Below are 22,088 nucleotides of genomic sequence, written 5' to 3'. Positions count from 1 at the left end.
GATGAGTCATGCCTAAATTTCTGAAGAAACGCTGGCACGGCTACTATACCGTATGGGCGTTCATACTGCTGCTTCTGCTTGTTATGTCCGTGACCATCTATAACTGGACGCTTGGTTTGATTAGTCTGATACTGGCTTCGGCGCTGGGAATCGTCATGATTAAGGCGGAGCTCGCGTTCCGTCGTGAGCTTAACGACTACATTAATGGCCTGTCCATTCGGATTAAGCGGATGGAGGGGGAAGCGGTCAGCATGCTTCCATTCGGTATTGTGCTGTACAGTGAGGATCGTACGGTAGAGTGGCATAACCGCTTCGTCGCGGACATGTTCCAGGAAAAGACGATGGTGGGCAATCCGCTGCAAAATTTGTTTCCCAAACTTCCTCAACCGAAGGAGAAGAAGGATGGGAACAAGGAGTCGTCCAAGGAACTTCATGACGAGTTCCAACTGGATGACCGTTATTATGGAGTCATTCATAATCCGCAGGAGCGGTATGTATATGTCTACGAAATTACGGAGCTAGCCATTCTACGTGATAAATATGAGAATGAACGCATTGCACTGGGCATTCTGGTTCTCGATAATCTGGACGAGGCTTCTCAAGGCATGGACGACCAACAGCGGACTGCGCTGATTGCTCGTGTAACCAGTGAGATTACGTCCTGGGCGAAACGGTATGAGGTTTACCTGCGCCGCCTCTCCTCTGATCGTTATCTCATGATGCTGAATTATAAGTCTTTGCAGGAGCTGGAGCAGAGCCGATTCGTCATTCTGGATGAAGTCCGGGAGATGACCGCTGATCTTAAAGTACCGATGACGCTAAGTGTTGGACTGGCATTTGGTTCGGATACCATCAGTGAGATGGGAGAACTGGCTCAGTCCAGTCTGGATATGGCACTTGGTCGTGGTGGCGATCAGGCTGCCGTAAAATCTGGACAACGGTTGTCCTTTTACGGTGGAAAGTCCAACGCGGTGGAGAAACGAACACGGGTAAGAGCCCGGGTTATCGCCCATGCATTACGTGATCTGATGCAGGAGAGCGACCGGGTAATTATCATGGGCCACAAAATGCCCGACATGGATGCGATTGGCGCGTCTATTGGGGTATGGAAAGCGGCGAGTCTCTACAATGTAGAGGCACGAATTGTGCTGGACGGGCCCAACCCATCCATTGAACGCATGATGGAACAGGTGAACAAGGATGAGAAATTGTCCAAAGCTTTTGTGTTACCGGAACAGGCTACTCAGATGATGACAGAACATACGCTGCTTGTTGTAGTGGATACGCATAAGGCATCCATGACCATGGAGCCGAAGCTGGTGCAATCCGCTACACGTGTCGTGGTTGTGGATCACCACCGTCGGGGTGAAGAATTCATTAACGATGCAGTGCTAATCTATCTTGAGCCATATGCTTCCTCGGCTGCGGAACTGGTGACTGAGCTTCTTCAGTATATTCATGACAAGGTACAATTCACTCCGCTGGAAGCGACGGCGTTATTAGCCGGAATTACAGTGGATACGAAGCATTTTGCACTCCACACAGGTTCGAGAACGTTTGAAGCGGCAGGCTTCCTGCGTCGTAGTGGTGCAGACACGATCATGATTCAGCGGCTCATGAAGGAAGATCTGTCAGAATATATTGCTAAGGCAGAAATCATAAAGCATGCTAAAATGGTATACGGGAACATTGCGCTGGCGGTCACGGACCCTGGCAACAAGATTCCACAGATGATGATCGCTCAAGTGGCGGACACATTGCTCAATATGACCGACGTGGTCGCTTCATTTGTCATTAGTGAACGTCCGGATGGACTGATTGGCATCAGCGCGAGATCGCTGGGGCGCATGAATGTTCAGGTGGTTATGGAACGACTGGGCGGTGGCGGACATTTGACAAATGCTGCCGTGCAGCTTGAAGGAACGCTTGGAGAGGCAGAAAAACGGCTGACGAACGTACTGGCTGAAATCGAAAAGGAAGAGGGGCTGTTCGAATGAAAGTCATTTTTATAAAAGATATGAAGGGTCAAGGGAAAAAAGGGCAAGTGAAGGAAGTGTCCGAGGGATACGCACAGAACTTCCTTCTGCCACGGGGAATCGCACGTCCAGCAACAGACGGAAACATGAAAACACTGGACAACCAGAAGGCAGCGGAAGACAGACGTAAACAGGAAGAGAAAGCAGAAGCGGAAGCTCTGGCTAAAAAGCTGGAAGCTGAAGTGACTGAACTAAAAGCAAAATCCGGCGAAGGCGGCCGTCTGTTCGGTGCAATCACGAGCAAACAAATCGCTGAAGCTCTGGCAGCGAAAGGTCTGAAAGTCGACAAACGCAAAATCGAACTGGACGAGCCTATTCGCACACTCGGCGTAACGCAAGTCACCGTCAAGGTTCACCCTGAAGTGAAGGCTACCTTGAAGGTACAGGTAACGGAGGAGTAAGATGGGCGGCGAAATGTTATTCGACCGGATTCCCCCACAGAACCTGGAAGCCGAACAGGCCGTGCTGGGTGCAATCCTGTTGCAGGGCGAGGCCCTGATTACAGCGATGGAACGGGTGCAAACCGAGGATTTCTATGATAAACCCCATCAATTAATCTTTGAAGCGATGATCCAGCTTGGCGAGGGAAATCAACCGATTGACCTCGTGACTCTGACTTCGCTTCTGAAGGATAAAGGCGAGCTTGAGGACATTGGCGGCGTCAGTTATCTGGCGAAGCTGGCTCATGGTGTACCGACTGCCGCGAACGTGGATTATTACGCTCAGATTATTGAAGAGAAATCCATGCTGCGTCGCCTGATTCGTACGGCTACGCAGATTGTAAGTGAAGGATACACGGGCGGCGAGGATGTTGCGGCTATGCTTGGAGAAGCAGAGCGGCGCATTCTGGAGATTTCCAACCGACGTTCCAGCAGTGGTTTTATAGCCATTCAGGATGTACTGATGGAAGTATTCGATCGTGTGGAGACGCTGCATCAGAACAAGGGCACCACAACGGGCATTCCGTCTGGGTTCATCGATCTGGACAAAATGACCGCCGGATTCCAACGGAGTGACTTGATCATTGTAGCGGCACGTCCATCTGTAGGTAAAACCGCCTTTGCCTTGAATATCGCTCAGAATGTAGCCATTCGGGCCCAGGAGACGGTTGCTATATTCAGTCTGGAGATGTCAGCCGCACAGCTCGTGCAGCGTATGATCTGTGCAGAGGCTAATCTGGATGCAGGTGTCATGCGTATGGGTGATTTCAAAGGTGATGAAGATTGGCAGAAGCTCACGATGGGTATTGCAGCTTTGAACGAAGCAAACATCTACATCGATGATACGCCAGGGATTACCGTAGCTGATATTCGTGCCAAATGCCGTCGTCTCAAGAAAGAGAAAGGCCTTGGCATGATTCTGATCGACTACCTTCAACTGATTAGTGGACGCGGTAAAGCCGGGGAGAACCGTCAACAAGAGGTATCCGAGATTTCACGTACACTAAAACAGATTGGCCGGGAATTGGAAGTTCCGGTTATTGCCTTGTCTCAGCTGAGCCGGGGTGTAGAGCAACGTCAGGATAAACGTCCGATGATGAGTGACTTGCGGGAATCAGGATCGATCGAGCAAGATGCTGACATCGTAGCGTTCCTGTACCGGGATGACTACTATAACCAGGAGACCGAGAAGAAAAACATTATCGAGATTATTATCGCCAAACAGCGTAATGGTCCGGTAGGTACGGTAGAACTGGTCTTCCTGAAGAACTTTAATAAATTCGTTAACTACGAGCGGGCACATAATGATGCCTTTGCCATGTAGGGGACAGGCACAGACTGCTTCGATAGGGAAGTGAAATCGTCTGTCCCGACATCAACCATTAGATTCTATGAACTCATAAATACGTGGTGAATACGACATAAGCGTTGGATGGGAATACGTATTGTTAACCGGGGTTAGCCGTCAAGCAAGTTTTGACTGGCTTCGCCGGTTTTTTGTGGCGGAATATCGAGTCAATTCCGAACATTAGGGTGTGACTATATCTAATTGTTCGCCATTTGATTTGACTTTGAAAAAAGGGACTGGTACACTAGTACTGCTGCGTTAAAGCAGCGAAAACCTTCCCTTGGATGTAAATAGAGGGGGATTTTCACTGTCCGTTAGCACGCTTCTCCGCCGGTAATTTCACTTCAAATTCCTGCCGAGATAGAGGACGGACAGACCAATACAAAGGTGCGCAAGGCACCCACGGAGGTATGTACTATGTCAACGGTAGTTGTAGTGGGAACGCAATGGGGAGACGAAGGAAAAGGCAAGATTACGGATTATTTGGCGGAATCCGCAGATGTGGTTGCTCGTTACCAAGGCGGTAACAATGCAGGACACACGATTCTGATCGATAACAAAAAATATAAATTGACGATGATCCCATCGGGTATCTTCTACACGGATAAAGCATGTGTAATTGGTAACGGTATGGTTATCAACCCGAAAGCACTCATTGAAGAAATTAACTATATTCATGACAATGACTTTACTACGAAAAACTTGTCTATCAGCGAACGCGCACACATCATCCTGCCATATCACATGGTATTGGATGCATTGGAAGAAGAGAGCAAAGGCCCGAACAAAATCGGTACAACAGGCAAAGGAATTGGCCCATGTTACATGGACAAATCAGCTCGTATCGGTATTCGTATGGTTGATCTGCTTGATGCGGAAGAGTTCGAGCTGAAACTGCGTCATTTGGTCAAAGAAAAGAACCGCGTAATCGAGCAAGTTTATGGCGGCGAGCCTGTAGATGTAGAAGAAATTTTGAAAGATTACCTCGGATATGCCGAAATTCTGCGTCCTTATGTTCGTGATACATCAGTAGTGCTCAATGAATACATCGATGAGGACAAAAAAGTATTGTTCGAAGGTGCACAAGGCGTTATGTTGGATCTTGATCAAGGAACTTATCCATTTGTTACTTCATCCAATCCGTCTGCAGGCGGGGTATGTATCGGTTCTGGCGTTGGCCCAGCTCGTATTCAGCAAGTTATCGGTGTGGCTAAAGCCTACACAACACGTGTAGGAGATGGTCCTTTCCCTACAGAGCTGCATGATGCAATTGGTGACCAAATCCGTGAGACGGGACATGAGTACGGAACGGTAACGGGACGTCCGCGTCGTGTCGGCTGGTTCGACAGTGTCGTTGTTCGTCACGCACGTCGTGTTAGTGGCATTACAGGTCTTTCCCTGAATTCCCTGGATGTAATGACAGGTCTGGAAACGGTGAAAATCTGCACAGGATACAAATTCCGCGGCGAGGTTATCACTCACTATCCGGCAAGCCTGAAAATGCTGGCAGAATGTGAAGCAGTATACGAAGAGCTTCCAGGCTGGAGTGAAGATATCACTACGGCGAAGAAGCTGGAAGATCTGCCTGTGAACACACAGAACTATGTGAAACGTGTTTCCGAATTGACAGGTATTCCAATTGCGATCTTCTCTGTAGGCCGTAATCGTGAACAAACGAATCAGGTTCTTCCTATCTACGAATAAGCAGTTAGGCTAACCCGGCAACGCTAAGGTAGACATTTATTAATTAATTTGCCTAAACGGGCACCATAGAGCCCCAGTTATCGCTTGATTTTAGCGATGGCTGGGGTTTTTCGCGTGCCTTCCTGATATAATCCCCGAATTTCCGTCAATACTGGGTAACAGTAGACTCATAGATCCTGAATATTAAATGTGATATGGGGTCGGAAAACGGAGGGAGAGAACGGGAATGAAGTTGCTTCAATGGTTTATTAAAGTTGTACTTACCGTGATGCTGGTCAGTTCGTTGACTTTGCTGACAACCGGATTAATTGTTCAGTCTTACGTAAAATCGCTGCTGGCGAGTTTCAATATTCAGTGGGAAGGCCAGTCTATGGGGTTAACGGCTATGTTTCAGGGGGCACTGGGAGGTAAAGCTGTTGAAGAGAAGAAGCCCGGAACGGGCACGACAGACCAGCCGGCAGGAGCGGAAAAGGAACATGTTCCGGAAGATGCGATATCTGTCATGGGCAATGGGACAGGGAGCGGAGAGTCCGGCGCCAGCACAGGCAACAACAGCACAGGACAGGATACAGGCTCAGACGGGGATCAAGGGACAACTTCAGGAACAGACTCTTCCGCTACGGGGTCTAGCTCAGGGGGCGGCACTGGTACGGGAACAGACGCAGATGCAGATGCTGGCACAAACACGGGTACCGATTCAGGAACAGCAGCTGGCAATAGTACAGCATCGGGAAACGGAACAGGTACGAGTTCCGATGGTACGGCTTCTTCAGGGAATGATGAGATTGTAGTATCCCCGGATGACATTACAGGCAAGAAGGATAAGCTCCCGTTGGAGGAAAAAGAAAAGATTTTCAGTCTGCTGATGAACAAGCTGCCTCAGAAAGAAATGCAGCAGATTTCAAGTGCCATGGAAGGTGGCCTGACCGAACAGGAGCTGCGTGATATTGAGCAGGTGATTTCCAAGTATCTGACCAGTGAAGAATACGATAACCTGATGGAAGTCCTTCAGGCGGAATAAATCAAAAGGTTCTAGGAGCAGTTCGGCAATCCCTTGCTAGATATATATTCCATAGAAATCGAACAGATCGAATTCGGGGAATTGAGGCTGAAGCAAGTTTGGTTTCCAGTAATAAAATGCTAAAAAATGGTTAGCATATAATCCTACCAATTCGGGCATCCTATAGCATGACTTTCATGAAATCCCTTACCAGAGATGATCTGGCAAGGGATTTTCCACTTGTATTTTTATGAAAAAGAAAACACATTATAGTGGGTCTTAGAACCTAGTCTTAAAAAAAGATCAAAAGTACATAGTATACCTGAAAAAAGGGCAATATGGGGAGCGAAAGCCATCTTCCATCTTATGGATAATACAGGAAAACCATGCGTGGCGCGGCTTTGCGCTGTGACGAGTACAGTTGAAATGAGTGTAAAACCTGTGTTAAAGTATACGGGTGTGATAAAAGGTTAAAATTTTGACACTTTTATGTGCGCAGCTAAAGTCCTGATTTGCGGACACCCGAATCCAAATATCGACAAGCATGGGACAGACACAATGGGTGATGTCTTGACAGAAATGCGAACTAAGAAGTGCTGAAAAGGAGAGAATCATGAAAGGTTTCAGAGGCATACGCCAACCGGGCAAGAACCGGGAACACGAACAATCCGGGGAACACCGGACGGCCGAAGACAAAAACAACATGAGCATGTCCAACTTCAGTGGTAACAAAAAGCGCGTTCTGGCCTCGCGCAAATGGATCATTACAGCAGCATGCGGTTTATTCATCGCTGCATCGATCGGATTCGCAGGCAAACAATACGTTGCTGCAAACACCGTTCCATATTACAAAGTGATGGTCAAAGGCAATGAGATTGGCACCATCACGGATGAGGCGCAATTACAGAAATTATTTGCAGACAAAACTGAGGAATTCCAAAATAAATATCCAGAAGCGGAAATGGTGCTGAACACAGACGGTATCACGACCGAAACCATTAAAGCATACAAGCCCGTAGTGAACAGCGATGAGACGCTGGACAAGCTCGGTGACATGCTGACTGCCTATGCCAAGGGTGTAGAGCTCAAGGTAGACGGTGAAGTGATCGGCATTGTGAAGGATCAGGCAACAGCTGATGCGATTCTGGAACAAGTGCAGAACAAGTACATATCGGCATCGGCTGTGCGCAGTTCGCTCAAGACGAAGTCGGTATCGGCAAACTCATCGAAGAAAGCAGAAGGGCCAAGCACAACGCTGAAGTCCGTTGGCATCAAGGAAGATGTGGCAACAGATGTGGTGAAGGCTGATCCAAACAAATTATGGGATGTGTCCGAGGCGGTTAAAGCTTTAACCGTTGGTAAAGACGCGCCTGTAACCTATGTCGTGCGTGAAGGAGATACGATCTCTTCCATCGCTGCGAAATACGAAATTACACAAAGCGAGATTCGCCAACATAATCCGGGCATCAAGGAAACGTCGCTGCAAATTGGGGACGAGCTTACGCTGACGGTGCCAAAGCCAGCGGTTACCGTTAAATCGGTGGAGCAGGTTGTTGAACAGATCGAGATTAAACCACAGGTGGAAGTACGCAAAAGTGCTGAGCTCAAAGCAGGCACAACGAAAGTGGTGCGTCCAGGTCAAAGCGGTCTGAAAAGCATGCAATATCGGATAACGAAGGAAAACGGTGAAGTCGTTCAGGAAGAATGGCTTGGCCAGGAAGTCATCAAAGCAGCGGTTACTGAAGTGGTCCTGAGTGGAACCAAAGTAGTCGGTGAAGGTTCAGGCGAATTTGCCTGGCCGGTATCCAACGCTACGATGAGCAGCAGTTTTGGACAACGCTGGGGTCGTCAGCACAAAGGTGTCGATCTGGTTGGTAACCGTGATGTGAAAGCGTCTGATGAAGGCGTGATTACTTTTGCAGGACAGAAGAGTGGCTATGGCAATGTTATTATTATTAACCATCGTAATGGGTACGAAACACTTTATGGACACTTGAACAGCATCGGTGTCAAGGTTGGACAAGTCGTCGAAAAAGGCGAGAGCATCGGCGTAATGGGCAACACGGGCCGTTCGACCGGAACGCATCTGCATTTTGAGATCATCAAGAACGGAACGGTTGAAAATCCGATGACATACTTGAACTAGTTATATCGCAATCCAGAGCAAGGTTGGCAGTTGATGCTGGCCTTGTTTTTTTGCTGCTGTAAAAATTTTTCATTTTGGAGTACACATTGGCCCTGAACGGGATGTGACGGTGCTTCAGGTATGGTAAACTATAGACTATAGGCCACAAGCCATATGATATGGACAATAGTCAAAGAACGAGCTAGTAACAAGTTCAACGAGGCTTTGATACAAGCTAAATATAAGAGAGATAGACCGCTTACGCGGATCAAGCAGGATATAGGGGTGAAGACAGCCAATGCAGGGGAAGATTTTGGTGGTGGACGATGAACAGCCCATTGCGGACATTCTGAAATTTAATTTGGAAAAAGAGGGGTACGAGGTCATCTGCGCTTTTGATGGCATTCGTGCGGTTGAACTGGCGTTATCCGAGAAGCCGGATCTGATGCTGCTGGATCTGATGCTGCCAGGTAAGGACGGTATGGATGTGTGCCGCGAGGTGCGTGCCCATCTGGAGATGCCGATCATTATGCTGACCGCCAAGGATGGCGAGATCGACAAGGTGCTCGGTCTGGAGCTGGGTGCGGATGATTACGTAACAAAACCTTTCAGTACACGCGAGCTGCTCGCACGGGTGAAAGCACAGATGCGCAGACGGCAGAAGCTTGCCATCACGGCTGAGGCGCCGGAAGACGAGGAGAAGCAGGTCATGCGTTTATTTGATCTGGCATTCGATATGGATATGTATACAGCTTACAAAGGTGGAGAACCGCTGGATCTGACCCACCGTGAGTATGAGCTTCTCTATTACATGGCGAAGCATTCGGGTAAGGTCATGACCCGTGAACATCTGCTGCAGGCTGTATGGGGATATGAATATTTCGGGGATGTACGTACCGTGGATGTTACGATTCGTCGTCTGCGTGAGAAGATTGAGGAGAACCCGAGCAAACCGGAAACGATTCTGACTCGCCGCGGGCTGGGTTATCTCGTGCGCAGTCCCAAAAGCGTGGGGATATAATGGGGCGATTCTCGCGATTTTCGTTCTTTCGAACGATTCAGGCGAAACTGATTATTATCTATGTACTGCTGATTCTGATTGCGATGCAATTGATCGGCGTTTATTTTGTCAGTGCGATGAAGAACTCGCTGACCAGCAACTTCACGGAGGATTTGCAGGCGCGGGCCGAGATGCTGTCTGTGCTTGTGGGTGAGACGATGGCTGGTGGAGAAGCCGAGGCTGGCGAGGACAAAACGGAAAATCTGCGTGTGTTGGTAAACAATCTGTTCAACATTAACGGGGCCGAGATTCAGGTGCTGGATGCCAGCGGCAAAGTGCTGACCACTTCGCTAAGTTCCCATTCGGACTATGTTGGGCGCAAAAATACTCAAACCGTTGTCAGCCGTGCGCTGCAAGGCATTCGGGACAATGAGGAATATATCGTAGACGAGGATAATGTTCGCAAAAAGGTCGTTGCCAAGCCAGTGCTATCCGGCGGCAAGATTATCGGCGCGGTGTACATCGCCGCCTCGATGAATGAGTTATATGCCACAATGGAGGGCATTAACAAGATTTTTATTTCCGGCATTTTGATCGCCTTGGTATTAACCGCAGTGCTTGGTGTTATTCTGTCACATACGATTACGCAGCCCATCAAGGAAGTCACCCGAAGGGCAACGGCGGTCGCGGAAGGCAACTTCGATCAGCAGACCCCTGTATTCGGAACGGATGAGATTGGACAGCTCAGTCGGGCGTTCAACTATATGACCAGCAGGCTCCGGGATGCACTCTCCCAGAACGAAGAGGAGAAGGAGAAGCTGACGTCCATTCTGACGAATATGAGTGATGGCGTGGTCGCAACGGATGAATATGGCAAAGTCATTCTGGTGAATCGGCGTGCCAGCAGCATTCTGGGCATGCGTCCGGCGGACATTGAGGGACGACACTTTGCCGTACTGCTCGGCATTGATCCGGAAGATGCTGAAGCGTTAGCCAGTGGCTTCACGGGTTCGACGCTTCTCCAGATTGCGCCTGCTGGACAGGAAGATCCCGTTGTCATCCGTATGACGTTTACACCGGTTCATCGCCGTGAGCTGGGCATTACGGGTACAATTGCTGTGCTTCAGGACGTTACGGAGCAGGAAGAACTGGAAGCATCGCGGCGTGAATTCGTGGCGAATGTATCCCATGAGCTGCGTACACCGCTGACTACCATTAAGAGCTACGCGGAAGCGCTGGATGATGGCGCTCTGGAAGATCCGCAGCTCGCGGGACGATTCGTTGGGGTCATTCAGAATGAGACGGAGCGCATGATTCGATTGGTTACGGATCTGCTGCACTTGTCACGTCTGGATTCCAAGGAAGCTTTGCTGCGTAAACAGCCAACGGACATCATGGAGATGCTGGAAGAAGTGTCAGACCGTTTTTCATTCCAGATGCATCAGAAGGATATTCAACCAGTGCTTTCTGTGGAGAACGGGATTCCAGCGGTTCCGCTGGATCGGGACCAAATTGATCAGGTACTTGATAATGTCGTGTCCAACGCGCTGAAATACACGCTCGAAGGTGGCACGATTACCATTGCAGCCAGACGCAATGAAGATCATACTCTCGCTATATCGGTGACCGATACGGGGATGGGGATTCCACAGCGGGATCTGGATCGCATTTTTGAACGGTTTTATCGGGTAGACAAGGCACGTTCCCGCAGTATGGGCGGTACAGGACTTGGTTTGTCCATTGCCCGGGAAATTGTGAAGGCTCATGATGGTCATATCTCACTGGAGTCCGAGGTGGACGTGGGGACAACGGTAACGTTCACACTTCCGATGCGCGAGGAAGGGGGTGAGCACCTTGAAAGAGCGGATTAAATCTCTGGTGCTTGCTTCCCTCGTCGTTGCCAGCTTGGTACAAAGTTACTTCCTGATCTATCGTTTGCCCGGTGGGGGAGATTCGATTGTCACGTCAGAGACGAACTATGTGAAGACCGAGAATATGGGTCAGGAGCGCAATATTGAAGAGTTAATTTTTCCTGATCAGATGGTTATTCATCTGGGAGAGGACAAACATACGGTGTTTTATCCGGGCAATACGTTCTACCAGTTGATTTACTCACGGTTGCAGGGTCGTACGTTTGATGATTTCCAGCGTCGCAGCGTACAGTCCATCAACTGGGATCAGATTCGCAAGGAGAATCCTGGCTTTGAGCTGTCGTTCAAGGAAGGCATCCCTGTAGCGTTATTACAGCGCGTGATGCGGCTCGGGACAGACTCTCTCTTCCAGGGGGAAACGATTAACCGGATTTCGATATATACAGCAAAAAATGAGACGAAGGCTCACGCACTGTTCTTTAGCGCCAAAGGCGATGTGGTCTACGAGGCAACGCAGGCGGATTTGACGGTACAGGACGTACAGCAGCACGTCGACTTCGGAAGCAACTGGACACCTTATACGCTGATGGATGGTGGATATTATATCCCGGCGGAGGCACTGGAAACCATTGAGGCCGACGTGCCTACAGGCCAATTCACTGTCGAGCAGATGCAGCGCAGCCTGTTCTTTGATCCAAGCATGACCCGAAACATTCGGGAAAAAGACGGTTCGGAGATCTATACGGATAGCAAACGCAGTCTGCAAGTCAAACAGGAACAACGCTGGATTAGCTACACCGACCCGGCGGCACCGCCTGCGGGACAGATTGATGCAGCGAAGGATGCGTTGTCCGCGGTTGATTTTGTCAATCAGCATGGCGGCTGGAAAGGTCGATCACGCATGATGCTGGATACGACCGATACGAAGACAAAGCTCCAATTCCAGCAATATTACAGCAGCTTCCCGATTATGGACTCGATGCAGTTCCGGTTCGGCACGATCAGCATGGAAATGCAGCAGGAGACGGTATCTAGCTATGAACGTTCACTCGAATATCTGAACGAAGGTGCGGAGTCGAAGAAATCGGTCAAGCTGCCCGGTGGGGACAAGCTGAAGGCTCTCATCCAAAAGGTGGCGGGTGCCAACCGTAAGGTTGTAGACGTGTATCCAGCGTATCGTCCATCCAGCATTGAGGACGGGCTGAAGCTGATCCCGGTATGGGTAATCCGTTTCGGAAGCGGGGAGGAAACCACCGTTTCTTGATGGGTTATAGGATATGAAGCCATTTGATATTCGGGCGAGGTTTAAGATCACACGTTAACGGAGGGGGCAGAAAAAACCTGAAGAAGCGAAGCGCTCGCCTTTATCACCGGATTTCTCCCTTAGGAAAAGGGAATCAAGAAATCTGGGGATAACAGCGATCGGAAGGTTGTTCTGACTGCGGAGTGAAAAGTGTGATAATAGTCGTTTTTATCAAATGGAGGAGGTGAATGTTTTGGATTGGGGACGGGCGAAAAATGTATTGATCTATGCCTTCCTGCTGCTTAATCTGGTGCTGGGATACCAGATCTGGATGGATGCGCGGGAGACGGCCGGAGCCAATCTGGACTTCACCTCGCTGGCGGATAATACACAGCAGGCGATGGAGGAGAAGGGCATTCAGGTATTGGCTCCTATTCCAAATGAAACACCGAAGCTGCCGAAGCTGTCGTATGAGTTTATCGAAGATAACAAGGCAGGCATTGAGGTTGGGCTGGAAAAACCTGTGGACAGCAAGCTGATCTTCTCGCAAAGCGAGCTGGAGGATGCACTGCAGGACGAAATTCCCCAGATCGGTACGTACCGATGGGATCAGCTGATGGCAGAGGATGGGGCATTTGTGCTTCATCCGTTGGTGGATGGCAAATGGCCGCTCTTCAATGTCAGTCTGGAGCTATTCTACAGCGACCAGAAAATTACGGGTTACCGTCAGACTCCGGTGCGGATTACGACAGCGGAGGAGAGCGATCAGCAGGTGCTTCCGGCGTCGAAGGCGCTGGGTACGCTGATCGAGAACTTTTTGCCGAATGATGCGATTGTCAAAGATATTCAGTTGGGCTATTACGGCCAATTGTTCAATTCAGATATGCAGGTAGCGATGCCGGCATGGCGGTTCGTGCTGGAAAGTGGCGAAGTGTTGTATGTGCAGGGCATCAGCGGGGATGTATTCAGTCCCAAGACAGACAAACCAGGGGAGTAATGCGTTATGGGGATTTATTTTACCGTGTTATCCAGCGGTTCGACAGGGAATGCCACGGTTATACAGCATGGGGGCACGTCCCTCATGATTGATGCAGGTCTCAGTGCGAAGCGGCTGGAGGCCTTGTTCCTGGAACGGGAGATTTCGGGAACGGAGCTGGACGGGATTCTGGTTACACATGAACATTCCGATCACATTAAAGGACTAGGCGCGATGTCTCGGAAATATAATTTACCAATCTATGCAAATACGAGTACGTGGGCGGCACTCGAGAAGTCCGTTGGGGCGATTCCAGAGGAAAACCGAAGGGTATTTGAGACGGGTGAAAAGCATGATTTTGGCTCCCTGCGCGTGGAATCCTTCGGCATCTCCCATGATGCGGCGGAACCGGTAGGGTACACGTTCGATGATGGTAGTGAGAAGCTGTCCGTTGCGACGGATCTCGGGTATATGAGTGACAAGGTTCGCGATGCGATCTCGGATTCGGATGTTCTCGTGCTGGAGGCGAATCATGATGTCGAATTACTGCGTATGGGGCGGTATCCATGGAACACCAAGCGCCGCATTCTGAGCGACATCGGCCATTTGTCGAACGAAGCGGCGGGAGCTGCACTGAGTGAATTGATGAACGGACGCATCAAGCGCACGTATCTGGCACATTTGAGTCGGGATCATAATATGATGGATTTGGCAAAAATGACCGTGCGTGATGCGATGGAGAGCCGTGGATGCTTTTATCGGGATCATGAGTTCAAGCTCTGTGATACGTATTACGACCGGCCTACGCCATGGGATAGGGTGGGTGAGCCATAAAGCTGTCGAGTTCGGTGGCTTTGCGCTCCACTTCCTCACGAGTCAGAATGCCTTTGTCGATGAGCAGTTCAATAATCGTGCTTAGTGCAAGGGTGTTGCGGTAGTGTTCTTCCTTGAGATCGGCCAGCTTGGCCGCCATATGAACTTCATCCATGGCTGTGAGTGTACGCGTGCGATCCATAGTGTGAATCCTCCTTCTATGAAGCTTCGAATTGTCTTTTACTATTATTGTAGTCAGGCTGAGTGGAAAACATTCCTCTTTTTGCCGCTATAATTACACGTAAGGGACGTGTATGCTGAACCAGGGGCCGCATTTTGCTTGAGAAGATGAAAAAGTTCACGGAAATAGGCAAAATTGCGCTTAGCGAACCGGATTTTGTGGTGATAGATACTAGAGACCTTTATTGTTAAGCGCGTTATAGCGGAAATTTCCGTTAATCTTCGTAATTATGCAACTTTTTGGGATTTGACGTGTTTAGTATATAGGGAGCTTTATAAAAAGAGGCTGATTTGCGCGCAAAAAAGCATGTCGTAGAATGCGAGAGCATTTCTGATAGAGTCACAGACAGGATGAGATGTTCGTTCTGTTGTACATAGACGCTTCATTTCGAGTTAGCAGGGATGGCAGCGATATGCAAAAAGATTTTAAAAATTTGCAAGAAAGCATGGAAAACCGTTGGGGTCTTCACGTAACGGAGACGGCAGAAGGAACCTGAAGAAACGGAGTGCTCGCCTTTATGAACAAATTTTTACCTTATTAGAGGGTGATCAAGAAAATTTGTGAGTAACAGCGATCGGAAGGTTCGTCTGCCGGCGGAGTGGGCTATGTGAGAACACCATCGTTGGCCATGCGACAACGATTAGGCGGCAGTCAGGGTCTTGATGCGTGACAACGAAGGGGAGAGGATCACGATGGGATTGTTTGGAGACGATTTTTATTCAACCAAAGTATCAAGACGCGCCGAACCTGAACAGAAAGGCAAACTTCAGATCATTCGCCCTGGTGGCAGGGGCAGGGGACGTGACCGCTGGCAGAATCCACGCAAGTCTCGCTCGGGCTTTAGTTCCACGGTCAAGGTAGCCGTGATCAGTTCGGTAGTTAGCTCCATCGTGACCGTTACGCTGTTCAGCTTCATCATGCAGCCCTCAGCGTTACCTCTGGCGAACGCTGCAGGCAGCGGCGGAGGAGGTACACAGACAGCGCAGGCTGCAGATCCGTACGATCGGATTATTCAAGCTGCGGCGAAGGTTCGACCTTCCGTGGTGAGCATCGTGAACCATAAAACGGGCAGCAGTCTGTCGATGGAAGACTCCGCACTGGGATCAGGGGTCATTTTCAAGAAGGAAGATGGCAAAGCCTACATCATGACCAACCATCACGTCGTGGAAGGTGCGAGTGATCTGGAGATTGTGACAGTAGACGGGGAAACGCACAAGGCGAAGCTGGTGGGCAAAGACCGGGTGAGTGACATTGCCGTATTGTCCGTACAAGATGATAAGGGCATCGGTCCAGCCGCAGAGCTTGGCGATTCCAGCAAGCTTCAGCGAGGTCAAACGGTACTGGCGATCGGAAATCCGCTCGGCCTGGGCGGTACGTTGACATCCGGTATTGTCAGTTATACAGATCGGATCCTTCCGGTATCCATTAATCAGGACGGTGTGTACGACTGGGAACAAAACGTAATTCAGACGGATGCAGCGATTAATGAAGGCAACAGTGGCGGTGCACTGGCCGATCTGAACGGCAAATTGGTCGGCATCAATACGATGAAGATCTCGGATACAGGTGTTGAAGGCCTCGGCTTTGCGATTCCGATGAACGAAGTGATGAAAACAGTCGATTCCCTGCTGCTGAACGGCAAAGTGTCACGTCCATATCTGGGCGTGTATACTGTCGATCTCAGCAATCCGTATGCCCCACTGGATGATGAGCAGCGTAAGGATCTGAAGCTTCCATCCCACGTAGATAGCGGTGTGGTTGTTCTGGAAGCGTCCGGTCCGGCATCTGATGCGGGCATGAAACTGAATGACGTCATTACGGAATTTGATGGGCAAAAAATTACCTCTACGCTTGATCTGCGGAAATATCTGTACGATAAGAAGAAGATCGGCGATACAATAGAGATTACCTTTTACCGGGATGGCAACGCCGAGAAGGTGTCGGTGAAGCTGACGGATAAACCGGAATAAAGAGAATGGCTTTGATGTGCTTGGCACACATAGAAATAGGATAATAAGAGAGAGTCGATCAACTCGTTGGTCAGCTCTTTTTTATTGCACCGATTCTTGAGTTGATTATAAGCTAAATTCATGGGGTTAAATGGGAAGTTTTGTCGTTTCGCAATGACAGGCTAGGACCAGAGCCAAAGTCTCTGTTATAGAGGAATCCGGTTATGATACACTGTTGGGAATGTGTTGGTGATGTCGGGTTATGCGAGTAACATCTGTTTGTCGATCTGCTTTCTCAATCCGGAGTGGAAGGGGTTATTTTAATGAAACGTTTGACGAAAACCATGCTGGGGGGAACCGGTCTAGTATCTGCCCTTTTTGTTTTGTCTGCATGTACTTCCGAAGTGCCTCCATCAGGGTCTGTTGATGTTAATGGTTTACAGGAGAAGATTACAGGTCTGGAGAAGAAGCTTGCGGACCAGAGTGAGAAGAATAGTGAGCAGAACAAGAAGATCGCCGAACTTGAGAAAAAGTTGGAGGAACTGAATACTACCGTGATTGCGGTAAATGAGGCTGGTGGCAAAGCGCCTGCTTCCCCAGGAAGCAACGGATCGGCCGGGAAGGGCGATGGGGTGCTGATTACATTTGCCCAGTATGAAAAGCTTGAGGTTGGCATGTCGGTTGAGGAAGTTATCGAGATCCTTGGCGGAGAAGGTGAGGCATTGAGCGAAGCAGAAAATATGGTGGTCTATAACTATAAGGGCACCGGAAGCACCGGAGCCAATGCAGTCATCGCCATCCAGGGAGGCAAGCTGTTAACGAAGGCTCAGTCGGGGCTGGAGTAAGATTGATATCGGTTGAGGATGGATTCCAATGAGATGGATTTCGTATGTGCAGTAATCTGAATAGATGCAAATGAACGGAATAGGTAAGCTCGGAAATTAGTGAAGTGTTACTTTGGGATCCCCTCGGGGTGTCCGAGAAGTGACGCTTTTTTGGGTTGGATTTTGCTGAAATGAGAGGGTTGGTTGAAGTTGGACACGATAAATGCGGACTAGGGGTTTCTTTTCCGCGGCAGGTGTGATAGAACTGAGAAGTGGCTATCCTGTATGGATAAGCGGTTGTGAATCGGGAGCATAGCTGGATACAGAAAGGATGCTTGAACGGATGTACGTTGTATGCAAAGAACACGTGGACATCGCCATCGACATGTTTGTTGATGAGTATGAGGACGCTCCAGATATCGTTGATCTGAAGGAGACGGAATTTGCCGATTGGGACCCGCCTGCGAAGTGCGCCGAGTGCGAACAAAAGGCCGAGTATCTGGTCGTCTAGCGTACTGTGTAGGCATCCGCAGTTGGTGCGTCTGTCATGGATGCACTCGCTCGCCTGCCATCCGGTATGAACATCACAGGTAAGGAGCAAAGAGAGCGTGTCGGAGCGCTCTTTTTGTGTTTTTGGCGTGTTTTGGCTGTAATAGCGTGTCTCAGATTCTTTAGATTTTAAAGGAGCCGAAATGGGGCTAGCTAAGGTGTGTGGAGTTTGTTAGCTTTAATTATTGGAACAAACGATGTGTTGAAGCATCTTACTTATAGATTATCTCGCAGGACGATTAGGAGGAATGGATCTTCATGTTGATTCAGATTATTGGCGTAGGCAAACTGAAGGAAAAATATTTGACGCTGGGCATTCAGGAATATGCTAAGCGGCTCGCCCCGTACATCAAGTTTCAGATGATCGAGGTCGCAGACGAAAAGGCGCCCGACACCCTGAGCGAAGCTGAGGTGCGGGCGGTGAAGGAGCGCGAGGGCGAACGCATTCTCGCGCATGTGAAGAGCGAGGCGCATGTCGTTGCGCTCGCGTTGGATGGCCAGCTCTGGAGTTCCGAGGAGCTGGCTATGGAGATCGACAAGCTCGGCACCTATGGGACGAGCCATGTCGTATTTGTCATCGGAGGAAGCCATGGGCTCTCCGATGAGGTACTGCGCCGCGCGAAGCAGCGCTTGAGCTTCGGCCGCATGACCCAGCCGCATCAGCTCATGCGGCTGGTGCTGGTGGAGCAGATTTATCGCGCAGTGAAGATAAATAGGAATGAACCTTATCATAAGTAAGCTGGAACGACAATGAACAATACAGCTGCTTTGCAGGGTCTCGATGTTCGGTTCCCTTTCGGTGGCTTCAAGCAATGTGGTATTGGCCGTGAATATGGCGCGGAAGGTATCCGCACTTATACAGAAAAGCATGTCATCAACGTTCCGAAGACACTGGATCTTCCTTATATACCAGAATAAATCTTATAGCACACAACTTCGCATCGTACAGGGAATGTACATGTGAAATTGAATGTAGGCTCTAACTTTACGCTTTGTTTACTGATCTTTAAGAATCAGTAGACAGGGCGTTTTTTGTCAGATAAAAATAACTCATATCTGATGGAGGTGACCCTGAAGAAATAAAGAAGCCACTCCATTTTTTTGGAGTGGCTTTCTACTCAGCTATTATACGGTGAACGGCGGCTATCTTCTACCTAGTGTCTCCCAAATTCCATGGAGCCAGGAGTCGAACTCAGCATCTTTGTCGCCCTCGTAAGTATCATAAATATCCAGACGTGTCTTTTGCAGTTTTTCCTTAAATTGCTCAAATGTGTGACCTTCAGGAAGGCTTTTTTTAATCCGTAGCAAAATTTTGTTAAGACCTTTAAACAGCTCACCTTTGTTTTTGGCAGGCATTTGTACATCTTCATCCAACTGCTTGAGCTTGCGATATGCGGCTTCGCGTACCTGGAACACTTGATCACTTGTCAAAACATGCTGCAGCAACTTAATAGTAGGGGCTGTATCCCAGTTCCCCAATTCGTTCACCGCATTCAGTCTTTCTCTCCAGCTTGCCGACCGATTAGCCGCTCGTTTGAGCTCTTCAAAGTTTTCCGGTAGTTCGTTAACTGCTCCAATATCATGGTTGTTCGTCAAAGTTCAATCTCCTTAATCATCGCCATCTCGGCAGAATGATGAATGTTAATCAGGTAAACACCATTATAGCACGAACCTGGCTAAACTACTTCATTAAAGCCGATTGGTTAGCTTAAAAATCACATTGACCAATTCATGTTTTTGCAAGGGCAACAGGATGAAGGCCGCTTGTTTTTGTATGTAATCACAAGGGTGGCTTCTTTTTCATCATAATAAGCTGTAGGTTACGGTAATTGCAATTTACCTTCACGTAATGTAAAATTATTTGATGGAAAAAACATGAAGGAGTGGGAGCATGAGGTGGAAACGGAAGGCTTACATTCAGTCGACTTGCGTAATTTCATATTTCCATTCCATTAGGACACTAAAGCATTTATTGCTTTAGTGTTTTTATTTTATGGGGGTGTAATAATTGTCAAGGTACAAAAGGGTTCTCGTTAAGCTAAGTGGTGGAGCAGTAGCAGGAAACTCTGAATTTGGTTTTGAGCCAGAAAGGTTAGACCAAATTGCGGATGAAATTATGTCAGTAGTAAACTTAGGCGTTGAAGTATCATTAGTTATAGGTGGGGGTAACATTTTCAGAGGTAATATGGCGGAAAGCTGGGGGATAGAAAGGGCAGAAGCTGATAACATTGGGACGCTTGCGACTGTAGTAAATAGTTTAATGCTTCGTGGAGTTCTTAAAGCTAAGACCAAAAAGGAAGTACGAGTAATGACGGCAATACCTATTACTTCAGTTGCAGAACCATACATCCGCCTAAGAGCAATCCACCATCTAGAAAAAGGCTATATTGTAATTTTTGCAGGGGGGAACGGTCAACCTTACGTTACAACAGACTATCCTTCAGTACAAAGAGCCATCGAGGTTAATTGTGACGCTTTATTAGTTGCAAAGCAAGGTGTTGATGGTGTTCTTAATGCAGACCCCAAATTTGATAAAGATGCAAGGAAATTTCGTTCGCTTCATTACAACGACGTTTTAAAACACAACTTAAAGGTAATGGACCAATCAGCTTTCATTTTAGCAAGAGACTACAATCTGCCAATGCATGTGTTTAACTTCGATAAACCAAGCTCGATGAAAGAAATTTGTGAAGGTAAGAATAACGGTACGATAATTAGTGGCGAATCAGTTTTAGAGTTGGAATGAAATATGTTAGAAATACTACTCTCCCTTGATTTAGCGGAACGATAGTTCCATAAAAGAATAAAGTATAAACACAAACCCACTCCGCCAAAGGAGTGGGTCCGCCCAGGGTCTGAACATACAAACCATTCTGAGTTCCAACGTTTTCAAATTCGTGGCTTAATGCCGAAAGTAATAGATAAGAGCCAAAACAGGGTGCATCTCGAGAGAGATGCATTTTTTCGTTCCGAATTACAGCAAGATGTGGAAAGTCGAGCGAAACCCGTTATGTTATTTTATTTGAAGAAAAGGAATGATCACATTCGAGCAAAGAAAGGAGCAGACAGAATGACAAGTGAGCCGCGATCTTACAAATCAGAATCGGTAGGGAGTCTTTTGATTGGCGCATAGATATGGTAGGTCGAATCCAGATGATGGACGTCCTTAAAAGCTTGAATGAGTTCAATATCTATTTCGTCCGTTTCCTGCCTGGAGATTTTTAAAAAACGAGCATAGTCGCTTTTCAGTACATCCCCAATATCAAGAAGGTCACCGCTATAGTTGAATCTGGAACAAAAAATCTGCGGTACATCAACCGTGAAAAAATAAGGTTTATCAATTTCAATGCTGCTTGGAATCCCAAACAGAACCTTAAACCGAGTTGAATCGGGTTGACAGTTTGAATAAATGACATAACAGGGACCATTTATGGTTTCATCAATATGACTCAACAGCATTTCGGAATGTGCGCGAATCTTCTCCTTGTAATCATCATGGGCTAAATCCACTTCAAAGGCGATCCCACTGATTCGGTTCTCCTTGAACTCGGTCAGGGTGAAATCCGTGACGATATCACCGTTAATGTTTTTTATGGGTCTCTTCACCACTGTAGGTATGGGGACAGGAGAGATGGTTGTAAGTCCTGTTTTTAAGGAACTTGGGGCTACGCCGTATTGTCGTTTGAAAGCACGAGTGAATGAGGCTTGCGTACCGAAGCCCATCTGATAAGCAATATCGGTTAGAGAACTGTTTTTGTTTTGAATAAAGGTCAAAGATGCATTCAATCTTCGGGACAGAATGTATTGGTTTAACGAACAGCTCATCATAGCAGAAAACAGCCGATGAAAATAGTATTTAGACATGTTGAAGGTATTGGCAACGGATTCTACGGTTAAAGACTGTTGTAAATGACCCTCGATATGGATCAAAGCACGTTCAATGACTTCGTTATGGTCCATAATGACTCC

19 protein-coding genes and 1 pseudogene are annotated in these 22,088 nt (G+C 48.2%); 17 read left to right on the top strand and 3 right to left on the bottom strand.

Annotated elements, in window-relative coordinates:
- Positions 1-8: 8 nt before the first annotated feature.
- The 11 genes from QP794_RS10910 to QP794_RS10860 all read left to right on the top strand — a co-directional run bounded on the left by QP794_RS10910 (position 9) and on the right by QP794_RS10860 (position 14,577).
- Entirely contained in the window at positions 9-1,997 is a 1,989-nt protein-coding gene (locus tag QP794_RS10910) for a DHH family phosphoesterase (protein ID WP_285076379.1), read from the top strand.
- Positions 1,994-2,437 (top strand): 50S ribosomal protein L9, encoded by a 444-nt coding sequence (gene rplI, locus QP794_RS10905; RefSeq protein ID WP_024629550.1) that lies wholly within the window; start codon positions 1,994-1,996, stop codon positions 2,435-2,437. Before QP794_RS10910 ends, rplI begins: the two co-directional genes overlap by 4 nt.
- A gap of 1 nt (position 2,438) precedes the next feature.
- Positions 2,439-3,800 carry a replicative DNA helicase gene (gene dnaB / locus QP794_RS10900; protein ID WP_024629551.1) on the top strand — a complete coding sequence of 454 codons (1,362 nt, stop codon included), beginning with the start codon at positions 2,439-2,441 and terminating at the stop codon, positions 3,798-3,800.
- Positions 3,801-4,241: 441 nt separating this feature from the next.
- Positions 4,242-5,528 (top strand): adenylosuccinate synthase, encoded by a 1,287-nt coding sequence (locus QP794_RS10895; RefSeq protein WP_024629552.1) that lies wholly within the window; start codon positions 4,242-4,244, stop codon positions 5,526-5,528.
- Between the two features lie 226 nt (positions 5,529-5,754).
- Positions 5,755-6,549, top strand: a complete 795-nt coding sequence (locus QP794_RS10890; RefSeq protein WP_285076376.1) for a hypothetical protein — start codon at positions 5,755-5,757, stop codon at positions 6,547-6,549.
- 592 nt (positions 6,550-7,141) lie between these two features.
- Complete coding sequence (locus QP794_RS10885; RefSeq protein WP_285076374.1) at positions 7,142-8,674, top strand: peptidoglycan DD-metalloendopeptidase family protein; 1,533 nt, start codon at positions 7,142-7,144, stop codon at positions 8,672-8,674.
- A 277-nt stretch (positions 8,675-8,951) separates the two neighbouring features.
- Entirely contained in the window at positions 8,952-9,674 is a 723-nt protein-coding gene (gene yycF / locus QP794_RS10880; RefSeq protein WP_024629555.1) for a response regulator YycF, read from the top strand.
- Positions 9,674-11,524 (top strand): cell wall metabolism sensor histidine kinase WalK, encoded by a 1,851-nt coding sequence (gene walK / locus QP794_RS10875; protein WP_285076371.1) that lies wholly within the window; start codon positions 9,674-9,676, stop codon positions 11,522-11,524. The genes yycF and walK overlap by 1 nt, the downstream gene beginning before the upstream one ends.
- Positions 11,508-12,788 carry a YycH family regulatory protein gene (locus tag QP794_RS10870; RefSeq protein ID WP_285076369.1) on the top strand — a complete coding sequence of 427 codons (1,281 nt, stop codon included), beginning with the start codon at positions 11,508-11,510 and terminating at the stop codon, positions 12,786-12,788. The genes walK and QP794_RS10870 overlap by 17 nt, the downstream gene beginning before the upstream one ends.
- Positions 12,789-13,020: 232 nt before the next feature.
- On the top strand, positions 13,021-13,764 hold the full coding sequence (yycI, locus tag QP794_RS10865) for a two-component system regulatory protein YycI (protein WP_024629558.1): 744 nt from the start codon (positions 13,021-13,023) through the stop codon (positions 13,762-13,764).
- Positions 13,765-13,770: 6 nt separating this feature from the next.
- Positions 13,771-14,577 (top strand): MBL fold metallo-hydrolase, encoded by an 807-nt coding sequence (locus QP794_RS10860; protein ID WP_053781977.1) that lies wholly within the window; start codon positions 13,771-13,773, stop codon positions 14,575-14,577.
- On the opposite strand, the gene QP794_RS10855 is transcribed toward QP794_RS10860, so the two are convergent.
- A complete protein-coding gene (locus tag QP794_RS10855) occupies positions 14,546-14,758 on the bottom strand; it encodes a hypothetical protein (protein WP_079348410.1) in 213 nt (70 codons plus the stop codon). The two genes, QP794_RS10860 and QP794_RS10855, sit on opposite strands and share 32 nt — an antisense overlap.
- A 731-nt stretch (positions 14,759-15,489) precedes the next feature.
- Here QP794_RS10855 and QP794_RS10850 point away from each other — a divergent pair.
- The 5 genes and pseudogenes from QP794_RS10850 to QP794_RS10830 all read left to right on the top strand — a co-directional run.
- Positions 15,490-16,767: a S1C family serine protease gene (locus tag QP794_RS10850; protein WP_285076366.1), complete on the top strand. Its 1,278-nt coding sequence runs from the start codon at positions 15,490-15,492 to the stop codon at positions 16,765-16,767.
- A 302-nt stretch (positions 16,768-17,069) separates the two neighbouring features.
- A complete protein-coding gene (locus QP794_RS10845; RefSeq protein ID WP_285076364.1) occupies positions 17,070-17,591 on the top strand; it encodes a hypothetical protein in 522 nt (173 codons plus the stop codon).
- 322 nt (positions 17,592-17,913) lie between these two features.
- Complete coding sequence (locus tag QP794_RS10840) at positions 17,914-18,081, top strand: CxxH/CxxC protein (protein ID WP_063870633.1); 168 nt, start codon at positions 17,914-17,916, stop codon at positions 18,079-18,081.
- 296 nt (positions 18,082-18,377) lie between these two features.
- Positions 18,378-18,857 (top strand): 23S rRNA (pseudouridine(1915)-N(3))-methyltransferase RlmH, encoded by a 480-nt coding sequence (gene rlmH, locus QP794_RS10835; RefSeq protein WP_285076356.1) that lies wholly within the window; start codon positions 18,378-18,380, stop codon positions 18,855-18,857.
- A pseudogene (locus QP794_RS10830) lies at positions 18,858-19,037 on the top strand (aldehyde dehydrogenase family protein); the annotation flags it as partial.
- 225 nt (positions 19,038-19,262) lie between these two features.
- On the opposite strand, the gene QP794_RS10825 reads toward QP794_RS10830, so the two are convergent.
- Positions 19,263-19,715: a HEAT repeat domain-containing protein gene (locus QP794_RS10825; RefSeq protein WP_285076354.1), complete on the bottom strand. Its 453-nt coding sequence runs from the start codon at positions 19,713-19,715 to the stop codon at positions 19,263-19,265.
- Positions 19,716-20,127: 412 nt separating this feature from the next.
- Between QP794_RS10825 and pyrH the strand changes: the two genes are divergently transcribed.
- Positions 20,128-20,865, top strand: a complete 738-nt coding sequence (gene pyrH / locus QP794_RS10820; RefSeq protein WP_285076352.1) for a UMP kinase — start codon at positions 20,128-20,130, stop codon at positions 20,863-20,865.
- 344 nt (positions 20,866-21,209) lie between these two features.
- On the opposite strand, the gene QP794_RS10815 is transcribed toward pyrH, so the two are convergent.
- Positions 21,210-22,079 (bottom strand): helix-turn-helix transcriptional regulator, encoded by an 870-nt coding sequence (locus tag QP794_RS10815; protein WP_285076350.1) that lies wholly within the window; start codon positions 22,077-22,079, stop codon positions 21,210-21,212.
- Between the last annotated feature and the right edge of the window lie 9 nt (positions 22,080-22,088).

It is taken from the genome of Paenibacillus sp. UMB7766-LJ446 (assembly GCF_030226665.1).
GTDB lineage: Bacteria > Bacillota > Bacilli > Paenibacillales > Paenibacillaceae > Paenibacillus > Paenibacillus vandeheii.
This window is presented reverse-complemented; position numbering and strand designations above follow the sequence as displayed.